A 14080-nucleotide genomic window follows, 5' to 3' on the forward strand; every position below is an offset into this window, starting at 1 on the left:
TTACACACAGCTCCTAACGTAAACCACACTCTAATATATTTACGTTGGTACTTATAGCACTAAATTGATCAATATTCAATATATTATCCGCATTATTTAAGGGCGGCACACGGATATGCTCCCTTTATGAGAGACAGTGAAACAAAAAACACTGTTGAGCATGAAAAGAGCATAGCACACTTTTTTAGTGTGATATGCTCTTTCTTGTATAAGTAAAACCACGCGTTGGACGCGTGGTTCAGTAAAGGCTTTGCCGATGAGCAGGAATTGAAAATGAAAAACCCTTCTGTTACACTTTGAATGCGGTCTGTCAGCTGCAAACAAAGGAACAGAAGGAGGTGCATTCACATGGGAGTGAATGACATAAATAGTTTAGCGCATTCAAAGTGGAACTGCAAATATCACATAGTTTTCGCACCAAAATATCGAAGAATGGTGTTCTATGGACAAAAGAAAAATGAGATTGGAAAAATATTAAGAAAACTATGTGAGTGGAAAGGCGTAGAGGTTCTGAATGCTGAGGCATGCCCGGATCATATTCACATGCTATTATCTATACCACCCAAATATTCGGTATCCAAATTCATGGGATATCTAAAAGGTAAGAGCAGTACAATGTTGTATGAACAGTTTGTGGAATTAAAGTATAAATACAGAAACCGAGAATTTTGGTGCAAAGGATATTATGTAGATACAGTAGGTAAAAACGAAGCAAGAATATCCGAGTATATATCAAAACAACTGGAAGAAGACAAAATGGGAGACCGGCTAACCATGAGCGAAGCTGGAGCATTCAGGAAAAAGAAAAAGTAGGTTAAGGCAAAACGCAACTGACAGACCGCGTTTACGCGTTTGACGCGTCCGCGAGGAGCAGAGGGCTTTGCCCGCCTACTTAACAACCACGCGTTCGACGCGTGGATGGTTTTTGCCTAAAAGTGGAAAGGAGAACACATGGTATAGGGAAAAAAGAGAACCAGTATTAGGGTATAGGTTAATACAGGAAATTAATTACATACCCTTTTAAGAGTTGAAATGGTGTAATGATATTTATTCAAGAGGTTCTTTGAAGAGATAGTTATACAACATTTCCGCAAATTCATTAATTACTTTTTCTTTGTTTTGTGTTTCATCAGGATAAAAAGCTAGTTCATGAACTATACTTTCCACAGTTGTATGAATTATAAATGACGCTGTGGAAAGGTCTTTTATCTTGAGATTTGGGCGATAAAATTCAAGCAATGAGAGAATTTTATTTGTAGCAAATATACGATATGGCTTTTCAAGTTCACGAAAATCATTATTTTGATAGGAAAGAGCCGTAATTTTCTTTTGAAACGATGTTAGATAACTGTGACTATCTAAGACAAATTTAATATATTTTTTAATTATTTCAAAGAATGAAAATTGCGATAAATCTTCCGGAATAATTTTTTCTAAAATATTTGAATAAAGATCTTTTACAAGCTCATCATAAATTGCTTTTTTATTTGGATAGTAGCTATAAAGCGAACCAATGGATACGCCTGCAGTCTTTGCAATTTCATTTGTACTTACATTTGCATAATCTTTCTCTGAAAAAAGGAGAAGAGCAGTATTTTTTATGAGATTTTTTCTTTCGATGCTTCTTTTTTGTTTCGGTATTCTAATATTTTTATGTTTTGATTCTTTACTTTTCATAACATCTCCAATATACAACGGTGGGTATTGAATTTTTTGTAATAACGATGAGTCTTTCAATTAAAATCTTGTAGAAATCTAGATTTTTTAGACTAAATAAAAAACTCCAACATAAGTATAACATATGGACAAAAAAATTAAAGGTAAAATGCGAGTACTTGCTCATAATGTATTGACAAGGCAATAAAAAAGTATATTATTAATGTGAGCTATAACTCATATTAATAATACACTTTTTTTTAGCATGTATACTTTTCACAACAGACACCTGATGTGATTAAGATTAATGGGAAAACTCAATATATAACATAAAAATTTATGTGGAAAGGAGAAAAAAATGTGTTTTATTCGTTTTCAAAATGTAACGAGAGAATATAAGGTTGGGAACAATGTAATAAAGGCTTTGAATGATGTGAATTTGGAAATTAAACAAGGTGATTTTACAGTAATTTTAGGTCCTTCCGGCTCAGGAAAATCTACTTTTTTAAATCTTCTTGGAGGTATGGATTATGTTACGAGAGGAGAGATTTATGTAGGAGAGAACAATATATCAAAATTTACCGATAAAGAACGTACTCTTTATCGTCGTAAAGATATTGGTTTTGTTTTTCAGTTTTATAATCTTATACCGACTCTTACAGCTTATGAAAATGTAGATATGGTATCCAAATTATCTGATGTTGCCATTTCGGCTGAAGAAGCATTAGAAGCGGTAGGATTGAAAGACAGAGCGGAAAACTTGCCATCTCGGTTATCGGGAGGAGAGCTTCAGAGAGTATCCATAGCAAGAGCTCTTTGCAAAAATCCTAAGCTGCTTCTTTGTGATGAACCTACGGCGGCTCTTGACAGTGAAACCGGGAAAAAAGTTTTAATTACGCTTTGTTCCATGGCAAAAGATTATGGTCATACAGTAGTTTTGGTAACTCACAATGCTGCAGTGGCCCCTGCGGCAGACAGACTTATCAGACTTAGAGATGGTGAAGTCAGTGAAGTTATGGATCAGGAAAATCCTATTTCTATGGAGGAGGTTTTCTGGTAATGAAATATTTAAATAAGAAATTTGACAGAGATATATTGCAACAATGGAAGCAGTTTGTGTCGGTACTTGTTATGGCTCTCATCTCGGTTTCAATTTACTGCGGAATGAGTTCAGTATGGACGGGGATGGAAGAATCATATACTGATTACAAAGAAAAAACTAACTTGGCAGATGCTTATATCAATGGCATAAATATAAGCGGGGAAAACATCTCAAATATAAAAAAATTGTCTTATGTAAATCAGGCTGAAGGATCAATATTCGTTAAGTTTAATACGAGAATTGACAATGAAGATTCAGAGCTTTATATCAATTCATTTACAAATAGCACTAAAAAACTCATGAATCCGCTCCTTAGAAGCGGGCACCCCCTAAAGGATGATGAAGAAGGTATATGGATTGACGAAGATTACGCTAAGATACACAATCTGAAAGAGGGGGATAAGATTGTACTCGAGCTTAAGGGGATTAAGAAGAAAGTAAAGATTTTGGGGACTGTTCTCGATGCAGAAAATATATATTTTGTCACTTCTTATGCAGAAACAGTTCCAGATCATAAAAGACACGGATATGCTTATATAAGTGAAAAATATATAAATAAAATTTTGGGAACAGTATCTTATAATCAGGTGAGACTTGATTTACCAGAAAAGTCTGTTTCCAAGTCAAAGCTGGAAACAGATATTAAACGTATAATGGGAGATTCTTTTTCATCAGTAGTCATGAAAGAAGATAAAATCTCTATCACTCAGGTTGATGAGGAAATAAATCAAATTCACAAAATGGCAATGCTGTTTTCAATTGTATTTATCTTGTTATCAATTTTATCAATTTATACTACGATGAGCCGTCTTATAAGCAATCAGATGGTTCAGATTGGTACACTTAAATCTTTAGGATTCTATGATAGACAAATTTATATTCACTATGGGGAATATGGATTTTTGGTAGCTACCATAGGAAGTCTTGTTGGGCTGATTTTTGGATATACGGTGGTGGCAAATCTTGTTATGAATATAAAAAAGGCGACACTGACACTTCCTATATGGAAAAAATCCTTTGGAATAGATAGTATGATCTTGATTGTGCTGATTATTACGGTTTGTACCTTGGCTGCAATCATTACTACAAGAAAGGTGATTAAAAACAATCCTTCTTTTACAATCAAAGGGATGCTTGATAAAAAGTCAAGTGGTCCTGGAATATACAAAAAATCAAGATTGTCATATGATTGGCTTTGGACGATCAGGAGCATTCGAATTCATCCAATCAGAACATTTGTGAGCATAACGGCAATTGTGGGAAGTATTGTATTGATGGTTGCCGGTATTGGTGTGTGTGATTCTCTTTACAGTTCCTATCAAGATGTTTATAATAATGAATTTTGTTATAAGTATATTGGGCAGGTATACGGAGAATCTTATAATGATTTAAGTCGCAAATTGAATTCTTTTGATATGCAGTTTGCACAGACTGAAACTGCTGACTTTTCTTTTCAAGAAGCTGAAAAATCAGGTTCTCTTTTAGTGCTTGATTCAGGTGACAAAATCAGAATTTTTGATGCAAAATCAAAAAAGAAAATCAAGATAGAAAAAGATGAAGTGGCAATTGCTTCTCAGCTGGCAGAACAACTTGATGTTAAAGTTGGAGATAAGATTGCATATAAGACGAAAAGTTCGTTAAAACAACATAAGGTTACCGTCACGGCAATCGTGGATGCAAAGATGCCTCAAGGTATTTTTATACACAAAGATAAGGTGAAAAACTTTGAACCAAACACAATTTATATAGGAAACAACGAAGCTTATGAACAAGCAAAAAAAGAAGAATCAATAAGCAATATAATATCTATAAAAAAGCAACAAGGCAATATGAAAGAAATGATGGATAGTGTTCATTCAATCATGTATATACTAATTTTGGCAGCATTTTTATTAAGTGTCGTTATTCTATATAATCTTGGTATCTTGTCATACCTTGAACGTTATCGTGAATATGCAACAATGAAGGTTATAGGGTTTAAACGTAGTGAAATTATGGCAATGGTACTTAAGGAGAGTTTTCTAAATCTTTTGATTGGATTTGTTATCGGAATTCCTTTGAGCAAGCAGTTCTTGAAATTATATATAAGAGTTGTTTCCATGGATAGCATGGAATGGGTGCCTATTATTACTAAAGATCATTTTTTGATAGTTATATTCAGCGTTATAGGATTTTCTGTTTTAGTCAATTTGATTGTATCCATGAGAATAAGAAAGATTGACATGGTTGAAGCGTTAAAATCCATTGAATAATGGAGAAGTTTAATATAGGTGTATTGTTTAGGAAACCTTCTATAATTTTGTTGAGAGTCTTTTGCACAAATACTGAAATAGGGTATATAAATAATAATTATGAGAGAGGAAGATGTCTCCTCAGATAATTCAAGCAATTCCGTTGGAAGGATGTTAAATAGATATATTTTTTGAAGTCAAAAAGAATGTTTGTTTTGATGTGAAGCTTTGACTGGGCAAGAAAGTTTTTGAGTCATTAAACGAGTTGTAGGTGTTTATACTGTTGTATGGTATTGAATGATACTATCTAAACAGTCACATAAAGTGCTGTAAGGAGGATATAGACGTACCATTTGTAAGATGTCTGCTAAAGATATTTTACCATCAGGCTATCCAAAGTTGAACAAGTTATTGTATGACACTTTTTCATAAGAAAATGTGTCGGTAAAACATATTATACGACTAATCATCACAGCAGTACTTTGTATCGAGCTTATCAACATGGTAATGCAAAAGAACAATATGCACGATACAGATACCTTTGAATTTTTCAAGTATATCATCAAGATGTGGATTGCTGTATGGTTAGTATCTCATGCCTTTGAGTTTTCAATGGCGATCTTTGATGTGGCACAGCATATTAAAAGATGGTACACTGTTAACGGGTATTTATAAATGATCATTAAAGCTATATAGAGATAGAAAGGGAAATGATGCCAGATTCAACCAGTAAAATGATACAGGACATTGAAACCGAAAGAGAGCGTAGTAGTAACCTTACGAGAAAAGATTTAGAAAAAGCATATATTGATTTGAAAAAAGACAAATTTACTTCTGATAAAAGAATTAGATTTACAGCTGTTTTAGCCGAATGTACAAAACTATATCAATGAGACAAAGCCGGATGGGAAGGCGGTTAAGGTTCAAGCGTTCGGAGCTTGATGAATGGGCGTGCAGCGGCAAGAGTACATTTTATAAGGAGTGAATGAAATGAAAAAGGAAAGACTAATCGCATTCACGGATGCGGTGCTTGCAATCATTATGACCATACTTGTGCTGGAATTGGAAAAGCCGGACGCACCTACGCTTGAGGCGTTTTGGGAACTTCGACAGAACTTCTTTGCATATTTCCTATCTTTCTTCTGGCTGGGGTCTCTTTGGATTGCACTGAACAACCTGTGGGAGAAGGTTGAAAACATATCCGCATCGGTGATCTGATGGAACCTTGGATTGCTTTTCTGCTCATCCTTTATGCCCTACGCCACGGGACTCACTAGCGCTTATTTTTTCAACAGAACAATGCAGGCGTTCTATGGAATAATCGTAATCGTAACGACTGTTTGCAACTGGTTTCTGCGCCAGGAACTGGATAAGCCGAATAAGGATAACAGGGAACTGCCCGAAGCTACGGCAGGATACCGGAAACTGCTCATACCCGATATAGCCATCAAGGTGTTAGGGCTTATCCTTGCCGTTACGGTATATCCTCCGATCATGATGTACATTGTGCTGATTGCGGCGGCATACATTCTGACTTTGAAGGCTGTTTTAGACCGAAAGAAAAAGATATAGGTTAGGTGTCACAGTTCCACATCCACTTGGATATTGCGATGAAAGAACGGGAGGTATATGAGAATGGGTGAAAAAAATATATTTGATGGAGTGGAAGACACTCTGTATATTCCGTTGTCAGCGAGAATATATGCATCTGAAAAGTTTCCGAAATTTTTTTATGATGACAAAGCTTTGTCGTTGAATGCACACATGCCGGCAGGCAGTATAGACAAGAATAGTAGCGAATATTTTTATATGGCGAGTGTTTGCAGACAAAAAACAATAGATGAAAAGATTAGAAAATTCCTTAGCGTAAATAGTAAGAGTAATGTTGTGTTTTTAGGTGCGGGATTAGAAACAGCTTACCATCGTATTCATGACTATCATGCTAATTTCTATCAGGTGGATTTGCCGGAGGTGATGGAAATTAGGAAAAGACTGCTTGGAAACGGGGAGAATGAAAAGCTAATATCAGGAGATATGTTTTCACTTGATTGGGTTAAGGAAATCGATACTACCTTACCAACACTTGTTTCTGTTGCAGGCGTGTATCAGTATTTCGATGAAACTAAAATCGTAGACATGATTAAGAAAATGAAGGTGTTATTTCCGAAAGGTGAATTAGTCTTTGATGCTACAAATTCAAAAGGATTAAAACTCGCCAATAAATATGTAAAGAAAACGGGAAATGCCAATGCGCAAATGTATTTTAGTGTAGATAATCCACAGTCGTTTGTAAAGATTACGGGGACGAAGCTTTTAGAAGTTGACGGATTTTTTCAAGGAGCATTGAAGGATTGCGATGGATTAAAGCTGATTACAAAAGTCTATATGTACTTTGCGGATAGATGGAAGAGGACATTGATTCTGCATTTAAAATTCAATTGAAATTTCCGGCTAGCGTACAGTGTCTATTCTTTAACTACCGATCAAGTAGCTTTCAATTCACCGATAAACAATATATAGTTAGTTGGTAAAAGAGGAGGGACTTATATGACAAATTACAATACCAACACAATCTGTGTACAGGGTGGCTACGAACCGAAGAACGGGGAACCTAGAGTAGTTCCAATAGTACAATCTACAACTTTTAAGTATGAATCTTCGGAGCAGATGGGTAATCTGTTTGACTTAAAGGAGTCAGGTTATTTCTATACTAGACTTTCGAACCCTACCAATGACGCAGTAGCAAACAAGATTTGCCAGCTTGAAGGCGGTACAGCAGCTATACTGACATCATCCGGTCAGGCGGCTAACTTCTACGCTATTTTAAACATCGCTAACGCAGGAGATCACATTATCTCAACTTCTGCTATCTACGGTGGAACATATAACCTCATTGCTAATACTATGAAGCAGATGGGTATCGAAGCTACATTTGTTGAGCCGGACATTTCCGCAGAGGAGTTGGAAACAAAGTTCAGGACTAATACTAAGCTGGTTTTCGGCGAAACTTTATCCAATCCCTCGCTGAGCGTACTGGATATTGAAAAGTTCGCAGATGCAGCTCACAAGCACGGTGTACCGCTAATTGTAGATAATACATTCCCTACACCAATCTTCTGTAAGCCTTTTGAATGGGGCGCTGACATCGTTACACATTCAACTACAAAGTACATGAACGGTACTGCAAATTCAGTCGGTGGCGTAGTTGTAGACTCGGGTAACTTCGATTGGACAAAGTACAGCGAAAAATACCCCGGGCTTACAACTCCTGACGGAACATACCATGGCACTGTATATACTGAGAGCTTTGGTAAGGCCGCATATATCGTAAAGATAACAACTAACCTGATGCGCGACCTTGGAGCTATTCCATCTCCTCAGAATGCTTTCTACCTTGGAATCGGGCTGGAAACACTTCACCTCAGAATGGAAAGACACTTTGAAAACGCGATGACTCTCGCCAAACACCTTGAGAATCATCCTAAGGTAGCGTGGGTTTCGTTCTCAGGATTGGAAAATGATAGCCAGCATGCACTCGCTGAGAAATACCTTCCAAACGGGTCTTGCGGCGTTATCGCATTCGGTATAAAGGGCGGCAGAGAGGCTGCGGTTAAGTTCATGGATTCCCTGAGGTTAGCTTCAATCGTTACTCACGTAGCTGATTCGAGGACCTGCGTACTTCATCCTGCATCTACCACGCATAGGCAGATGAATGATGAAGAGCTGGCAGCAGCCGGAGTGTATCCGGATCTTGTCAGAATGTCCGTGGGCATCGAGGATATTCGCGATATCATTGCTGATGTTGATCAGGCTTTGGAAAAATAAGTTGAATAAATAGAATCCTCTAAAAGGGGTTGTCTACAGATGATGGTTTACCGTTCTATGATATGGCAACTCCTTTTGTTTTTGTTGGTTTAGATAAGTGTGTCTGTAAGGCAAGGCTTTTCTGGTTAGGCAAGATTGTATGCTTATCGTTCATTTAATATTATTCCGATAATTAAAAAATATTATTCAGATATATATGATGTCTTTTCGATGAAATGGTATAATACAGGGGCTTGTGTGGGAAAGCTGTTATGTCACGTGCTGATATCAGTGTTGATAAGTGTGAATTCAGAGTGCCGATTGATGCGAAAGCTTATGATGAGTTCTCAGGTAAGATGAAGGAAAAAGAGGGACCTGCAAGAGGATGGTAAAATGAGCGAAAATATTATCACAGCAATCGTTCTCTCGATTGCTGTACTAAGCGTTATTGTCGTTTTGGCGTACGCTTCTGAAGATCAACGGAATTCTGCTGAATCCGGACAGAAAATAGCAGGAATCAGAGGCGAACAATTGACGAGTCGGATTCTTAGCGAGCTGTTGGACAGTGAAGATGTATTACTTACAAATGTTCAAATTGCATATGGCGACATGGAGACAGAACTCGACAATGTAATAATTAACAGGCATGGCGTATTTATAATCGAAGTGAAGAATTACAGCGGCACATTGACTGGCGGGGCGTATGACTTCAACTGGATTAGAATAAAATGCAGTCGTGGTGGGAAGCTGTACCGGAATCCTGTCAAAAATCCAATCAGGCAGGTAAGACGACAAATATATATACTTGCCAGTTACATAAGGGAAAATGGAATTAACGTGTGGGTTGAAGGATATGCATACCTGTTGAGAGGAAATAGCCCGGTTAAAAATGCATATATATTAAATAACCGCGAGGACATGAATGCAGCGATTCATCTGAGGACCAGCCATAAGATTCTAAAGGATACAAAGAGCGATATAATTGAGCTGCTGATAAACACCTGAACAGCCGAAGAAAAGACAGGGGGTTCATGATCAGTCCTCCTGAATTAGCTATACCGGGAACGAGAGGCTTGATACAGATCCATTGACGAATGAATAGTCCGGAATGCGGCGGAAGAGAAGGAAATATAGTGATGTAAAAATACCGGATGAAATTATGGCAAGCGTGTTCTGAGAAGCGTTGGTTTAATTTTAACAGATACGGAGAAATGAATATGATATCGAATAATAATCAAAAGTTCGGGTTTAGAGACAATATCCTCTGGATCACTGTACTGACCTTGCTGCTATTATTGGCTAGCGATTTCTTATCACTATTCCATATCAACCTTGCGGTATTCAGTAAAGAGTATGCTGCTACCTTTAACATGTATTTATCTTTCTGGACGATGTGGGTTGTCTTCGTAGTTGCAATCGTCGGTATAAGTAAAAACAGATATATACTGGATAAGCTAAAACACGGAAATGGCGGGAACACCTTTAATAATCTCATGATTGGATTCGCTGCAGGCTTTCTCATGAATGGCGCTTGTGCTCTGAGCGCCTATCTGCATGGTGACATAAAGCTCAGCTTCTATAGGTTTGAACCTGTTCCTGTTTTATTTATGTTTATCGCCGTATTCATTCAATCATCAGCTGAGGAGCTGGTATGCAGAGGCTTTATGCTTCAGAGAATTGCCTATAGATACGGAAATTCTTGGATACCGACTATAATAACGTCCTGTTTCTTTATGATTCTTCACCTTGGAAATGATCACGTATCATTCCTTCCGCTTCTCGATTTGTTCTTGTCAGGAATACTGTTTGGCGCTATGATCCGATATTTTGACAGCATCTGGATGGCAATGGGTTGTCATACTGCATGGAACTTCACCCAGAACATTTTGTTGGGTCTTCCCAATAGCGGGGCTGTACCCACTTATTCAATATTTAAACTGGACACAAAGCATGACCTTAATAGTTTCGCTTATAACACAGGATTCGGACTTGAAGGTACAATAATGTCAGTAATAGTGATGATAGTCGGCTTCATAGTACTTAAGCTTATATACTCATTACATACTAAAAAAATATTTTCGGATAAGTAAACAGCGATCCCTCATTGTAATAGCCCGGAACAAGAATGCGGCACAAAATGACGCAAATCTTGCAATGTTTTCTTGAAAATTAATAAGAATGATAATACAATGCCAGTGCAGTGTATTATGCGGTAAAGGAGTCAGCACGACTGTTTCATATAATAAATTACGGAAAACTCTTATCGACAGAAAGATGAGCAGAGCAGATCTGAGAAAAGCAGCTTAAATTGCTCCGATACTATGACAAAAGTTCGTAAAGATGAGCCTGTTCATTTGCACATCCTTATAAGAATCTGCAATGTACTTGATTGTAGTTTTGGTGATATTGTCGATTAGTTCAGATAGCGTCAACTGATCTATGAAAACCGAGACAAAGGGGAGACAGAAAATGAAAAAATATGAACATTTACCTGTTTATGGAATAGGACCTGTTTACGTTATTTCCATTTTATTGCTGACGGTCGTTGCTGTGCTTTTGAGAAATCTTACTGTTCTTTCAACGGGAAGGTTGACGATTCTGCGTATACCCCTTATCGTTATGGGGATTCTTTTCATCATTCTATTTGTTGTTATGTGGATCCAGGCTGTCATTATATCTAAACTGGATGAGAATATTAAAAAGAATCATCTTGTTACATCCGGAGTTTATGCATGGGTCAGAAATCCGGTTTACTCCGCCTTTATGCTGCTTTGTACGGGTGTGCTTTTGATTGTCGGCAATGCCTGGTTGTTGATACTTCCTTTTATCTACTGGTGGATGCTGACTGTGCTTATAAAGCATACTGAGGAAAAATGGCTTATAGATACGTACGGCAACGAATATACAGCGTATTGCAGGAAGGTTAACCGCTGCTGGCCGTGGATACCCAGAGAATTAAGAAGGAAATGGATAAAAGGACATAATACATTAAATAATTCAGAAGCTGCGAAGGAACATAAAATAAATCAATATTTGCAGGAAACTGAAATGCTGGACTTTTCAAATCCGAGTATTCAAAAGTTAATAGAAATGAAGCATTGGAAGGAACAAAATGAATTTGACTGTATTAAATCCATATATAATTTTGTAAAGGATGATATTTCGTTTGGATATAATGTTGATGATAATATCCCCGCATCTAAGGTTGTGAGGGATGGATATGGTCAATGCAATACGAAAGGAACTCTTTTTATGGCACTGCTGCGTGCCTGCGAAATCCCTTGTCGGATTCATGGGTTTACCATAGATAAACGACTACAAAAAGGTGCAATGCGCGGACTTGTTTATAAAAATGCACCTCGAAATATATTTCACAGCTGGGTTGAAGTATACTTTGAAAACACATGGTATGAGCTTGAAGCTTTTATATTGGATCGGAAATATTTATCTAATTTGCAGAAAAAATTTGTAAGCTGTAGCGGCTCATTTTGTGGTTATGGTGTTGCGGTGAAAGATTTCCGGCATCCCGTAATTGATTTTGATAGAAACAATACATACATTCAAAGTGAGGGAATTACGCAGGACTTCGGGGTATATGATTCTCCTGATGAATTGTTGAAGAATCATCATCAAGAGATGTCAGGAATCAAAGCTTTTACGTATAGACACTTGGGAAGGCATTTAATGAATCGCAATATTAAAAAAATAAGAAACTTTTAAATATCGACTCGGGAGTGCTTTATATACTTTTCCAGGTCCACTGACAGCATCTTGGATTCTGAAATAAGTAAACTGAAATTTCCCAATGCACAAGTTCATCACAGAGGCAGCTAAGTGGGATAAGCTGGATAAGGACAGCCTTTCTTCGTATCTGGATGCGAAGTACGGAGAAGGAACGTATACATATAACAAATCGGATAATACAGTATCACATGAAGGTGAAGTTGAGATTGTGCACATTTGAAGATAGATGGCTATGGGTCACATTTTCTCCTAATAGGTGTATAATGCACGGGATTGATAAGTGATATAATAACACACAACCTTGGGATTTTGTTTGATTAAGGAAGTGGGACTGAATGTATATAATAACTTTGTTTTCTATAATTGCTTTTATCTGCTCTTTCTTAAGAGACAGAAGGAGTTTTTTGAATCCTGCATTATTGATTTCGAGTCTTATATTGGGATACATATCTATCGTAAAGCTTTTCTATGATTTAAGGCTTGTTGCTGCTTATAATTTGTTGCTGTTTATGATGTTGTTTGCATTACCTCTTGTAATTTTTATAAGTGCAGTCTTTTTAATTTATAATGGCTGTATTTTGCTGAAACGCGAAGGAATGTCCAAGACAAATCTATTATCTTTGTCACTGGGCGTGCTTATTCTATTGTTTTTCGCTTTAATGTTTATTTACGTAACGGGTGCGGGAAGTGCGTTTATTACAAATCCTCCGATAAGTATAATGGTTGCTATAGTTATATTTTCGTACATGCTTTTCGGAACAGCCTTTGCAGGGTTTATACTTTATTCTATCCTGTACTTGGCGATTCCAAAGAATAAGCATTATGATTTTATAATTATACATGGAGCAGGTCTGAAAAACGGGGAATCCGTGACTCCCCTGTTGAAGAAGCGCATTGACAAGGCAATTGAAGCGTTTAGGCAATCGAGCAATCCCGGCATCAAAATCATCGCGAGCGGAGGCAGAGGTTCTGATGAGAAAATCTCTGAAGCACAAGCGATTGCAAACTATATAGCCGAAGAAACCGATGTTCCTATGGATAAAGTAATTCTGGAGGATAAGTCAACAACGACGTATGAGAATTTGCTGTTTTCAAAGAAACTAGGTGAAGCATTGGTTGACAGTCCAATGTTCTTATTTGTGACCAACAATTATCATGTATACAGAACCGGGGCTTATGCAAAGACGATAGGGATGCTTGGAGACGGGCTTGGCTGCAATACCGCAAGCTATTATATTCCTTCCGCGTTCATTCGCGAATTTATAGCGATCTGCGTAAAAATCAAGTGGGTGTTTATTGCTTTTTATGCCTTATTCTTTCTGATGCTTGCTGTTTCGTATCTGGGTAGAAATTTATAAGTTAGGTGTTTGAAATTGCCGGTAAGAAATATATTTGTAATATACTAATACAGAATTTAAGGCGATAAATCCCTGTGATCGCAATATGGTTGCAGGGATTTATTTGTCATTAGTATATAAAAAAGAGTAAAATTAACACTGGTATTATTAATATAGATAATGTTTAAGTGTAAGGAGATAGGAGA

The 14080-nt window shown here is 37.1% G+C and carries 14 protein-coding genes and 1 pseudogene; 14 read left to right on the forward strand and 1 reads right to left on the reverse strand.

The window, feature by feature from the left end:
- The first annotated feature begins 354 nt into the window (after nt 1–354).
- On the forward strand, nt 355–813 hold the full coding sequence (gene tnpA, locus HMPREF0581_RS05445) for an IS200/IS605 family transposase (RefSeq protein WP_156918847.1): 459 nt from the start codon (nt 355–357) through the stop codon (nt 811–813).
- Between the two features lie 234 nt (nt 814–1047).
- Here the strand turns inward: tnpA and HMPREF0581_RS05450 are convergent, their stop codons facing one another.
- Nucleotides 1048–1677 carry a TetR/AcrR family transcriptional regulator gene (locus tag HMPREF0581_RS05450; RefSeq protein WP_009644840.1) on the reverse strand — a complete coding sequence of 210 codons (630 nt, stop codon included), beginning with the start codon at nt 1675–1677 and terminating at the stop codon, nt 1048–1050.
- A gap of 337 nt (nt 1678–2014) precedes the next feature.
- Here HMPREF0581_RS05450 and HMPREF0581_RS05455 point away from each other — a divergent pair, with 337 nt between their 5' ends.
- The 13 genes and pseudogenes from HMPREF0581_RS05455 to HMPREF0581_RS08925 all read left to right on the forward strand — a co-directional run bounded on the left by HMPREF0581_RS05455 (nt 2015) and on the right by HMPREF0581_RS08925 (nt 13895).
- The gene (locus HMPREF0581_RS05455) at nt 2015–2716 is read left to right on the forward strand and encodes an ABC transporter ATP-binding protein (protein WP_009644621.1); all 702 of its coding nucleotides are present in this window, start codon (nt 2015–2017) and stop codon (nt 2714–2716) included.
- Complete coding sequence (locus HMPREF0581_RS05460) at nt 2716–5010, forward strand: ABC transporter permease (RefSeq protein WP_036381141.1); 2295 nt, start codon at nt 2716–2718, stop codon at nt 5008–5010. The genes HMPREF0581_RS05455 and HMPREF0581_RS05460 overlap by 1 nt, the downstream gene beginning before the upstream one ends.
- Before the next feature lie 432 nt (nt 5011–5442).
- Nucleotides 5443–5625, forward strand: a pseudogene (locus tag HMPREF0581_RS08540) (VirB6/TrbL-like conjugal transfer protein, CD1112 family); the annotation flags it as partial.
- A gap of 354 nt (nt 5626–5979) precedes the next feature.
- Nucleotides 5980–6207 (forward strand): TMEM175 family protein, encoded by a 228-nt coding sequence (locus tag HMPREF0581_RS08320; RefSeq protein WP_051426950.1) that lies wholly within the window; start codon nt 5980–5982, stop codon nt 6205–6207.
- Between the two features lie 81 nt (nt 6208–6288).
- Nucleotides 6289–6561, forward strand: a complete 273-nt coding sequence (locus tag HMPREF0581_RS08325) for a hypothetical protein (protein WP_051426951.1) — start codon at nt 6289–6291, stop codon at nt 6559–6561.
- 63 nt (nt 6562–6624) lie between these two features.
- Entirely contained in the window at nt 6625–7431 is an 807-nt protein-coding gene (locus tag HMPREF0581_RS05475) for a class I SAM-dependent methyltransferase (protein WP_036381148.1), read from the forward strand.
- A gap of 105 nt (nt 7432–7536) precedes the next feature.
- Nucleotides 7537–8814, forward strand: a complete 1278-nt coding sequence (locus HMPREF0581_RS05480) for an O-acetylhomoserine aminocarboxypropyltransferase/cysteine synthase family protein (RefSeq protein WP_036381151.1) — start codon at nt 7537–7539, stop codon at nt 8812–8814.
- 372 nt (nt 8815–9186) lie between these two features.
- Nucleotides 9187–9798, forward strand: a complete 612-nt coding sequence (locus tag HMPREF0581_RS05485; protein ID WP_036381154.1) for a nuclease-related domain-containing protein — start codon at nt 9187–9189, stop codon at nt 9796–9798.
- 212 nt (nt 9799–10010) lie between these two features.
- Nucleotides 10011–10883, forward strand: coding sequence for a CPBP family intramembrane glutamic endopeptidase (locus tag HMPREF0581_RS08760; protein ID WP_051426952.1), 873 nt, complete (start codon nt 10011–10013; stop codon nt 10881–10883).
- 231 nt (nt 10884–11114) lie between these two features.
- The gene (locus HMPREF0581_RS09090) at nt 11115–11210 is read left to right on the forward strand and encodes a helix-turn-helix domain-containing protein (RefSeq protein ID WP_408631970.1); all 96 of its coding nucleotides are present in this window, start codon (nt 11115–11117) and stop codon (nt 11208–11210) included.
- 52 nt (nt 11211–11262) lie between these two features.
- Nucleotides 11263–12513: a transglutaminase domain-containing protein gene (locus HMPREF0581_RS09120; RefSeq protein ID WP_330371659.1), complete on the forward strand. Its 1251-nt coding sequence runs from the start codon at nt 11263–11265 to the stop codon at nt 12511–12513.
- A gap of 85 nt (nt 12514–12598) precedes the next feature.
- Nucleotides 12599–12757, forward strand: coding sequence for a hypothetical protein (locus HMPREF0581_RS08765; RefSeq protein ID WP_156918835.1), 159 nt, complete (start codon nt 12599–12601; stop codon nt 12755–12757).
- 499 nt (nt 12758–13256) lie between these two features.
- Complete coding sequence (locus HMPREF0581_RS08925; RefSeq protein WP_242835200.1) at nt 13257–13895, forward strand: YdcF family protein; 639 nt, start codon at nt 13257–13259, stop codon at nt 13893–13895.
- The last annotated feature ends 185 nt before the right edge of the window (nt 13896–14080 follow it).

The sequence above is a fragment of the Mogibacterium timidum ATCC 33093 genome, from assembly GCF_000525775.1.
In the GTDB taxonomy this organism is placed as follows: Bacteria; Bacillota; Clostridia; order Peptostreptococcales; family Anaerovoracaceae; genus Mogibacterium; species Mogibacterium timidum.

What these genes read in the sequence shown, in the direction of transcription:
- HMPREF0581_RS09120 (WP_330371659.1), top strand. Translation starts at nt 11,263, where the DNA reads ATGAAAAAATATGAACATTTACCTGTTTATGGAATAGGACCTGTTTAC.
- HMPREF0581_RS05485 (WP_036381154.1), top strand. Translation starts at nt 9,187, where the DNA reads ATGAGCGAAAATATTATCACAGCAATCGTTCTCTCGATTGCTGTACTA.
- HMPREF0581_RS08325 (WP_051426951.1), top strand. Translation starts at nt 6,289, where the DNA reads ATGCAGGCGTTCTATGGAATAATCGTAATCGTAACGACTGTTTGCAAC.
- HMPREF0581_RS09090 (WP_408631970.1), top strand. Translation starts at nt 11,115, where the DNA reads ATGACAAAAGTTCGTAAAGATGAGCCTGTTCATTTGCACATCCTTATA.
- HMPREF0581_RS08320 (WP_051426950.1), top strand. Translation starts at nt 5,980, where the DNA reads ATGAAAAAGGAAAGACTAATCGCATTCACGGATGCGGTGCTTGCAATC.
- HMPREF0581_RS05455 (WP_009644621.1), top strand. Translation starts at nt 2,015, where the DNA reads ATGTGTTTTATTCGTTTTCAAAATGTAACGAGAGAATATAAGGTTGGG.
- HMPREF0581_RS08760 (WP_051426952.1), top strand. Translation starts at nt 10,011, where the DNA reads ATGATATCGAATAATAATCAAAAGTTCGGGTTTAGAGACAATATCCTC.
- HMPREF0581_RS08765 (WP_156918835.1), top strand. Translation starts at nt 12,599, where the DNA reads ATGCACAAGTTCATCACAGAGGCAGCTAAGTGGGATAAGCTGGATAAG.
- HMPREF0581_RS08925 (WP_242835200.1), top strand. Translation starts at nt 13,257, where the DNA reads ATGGTTGCTATAGTTATATTTTCGTACATGCTTTTCGGAACAGCCTTT.
- HMPREF0581_RS05475 (WP_036381148.1), top strand. Translation starts at nt 6,625, where the DNA reads ATGGGTGAAAAAAATATATTTGATGGAGTGGAAGACACTCTGTATATT.
- HMPREF0581_RS05480 (WP_036381151.1), top strand. Translation starts at nt 7,537, where the DNA reads ATGACAAATTACAATACCAACACAATCTGTGTACAGGGTGGCTACGAA.
- HMPREF0581_RS05460 (WP_036381141.1), top strand. Translation starts at nt 2,716, where the DNA reads ATGAAATATTTAAATAAGAAATTTGACAGAGATATATTGCAACAATGG.
- HMPREF0581_RS05450 (WP_009644840.1), bottom strand. Translation starts at nt 1,677, where the DNA reads ATGAAAAGTAAAGAATCAAAACATAAAAATATTAGAATACCGAAACAA.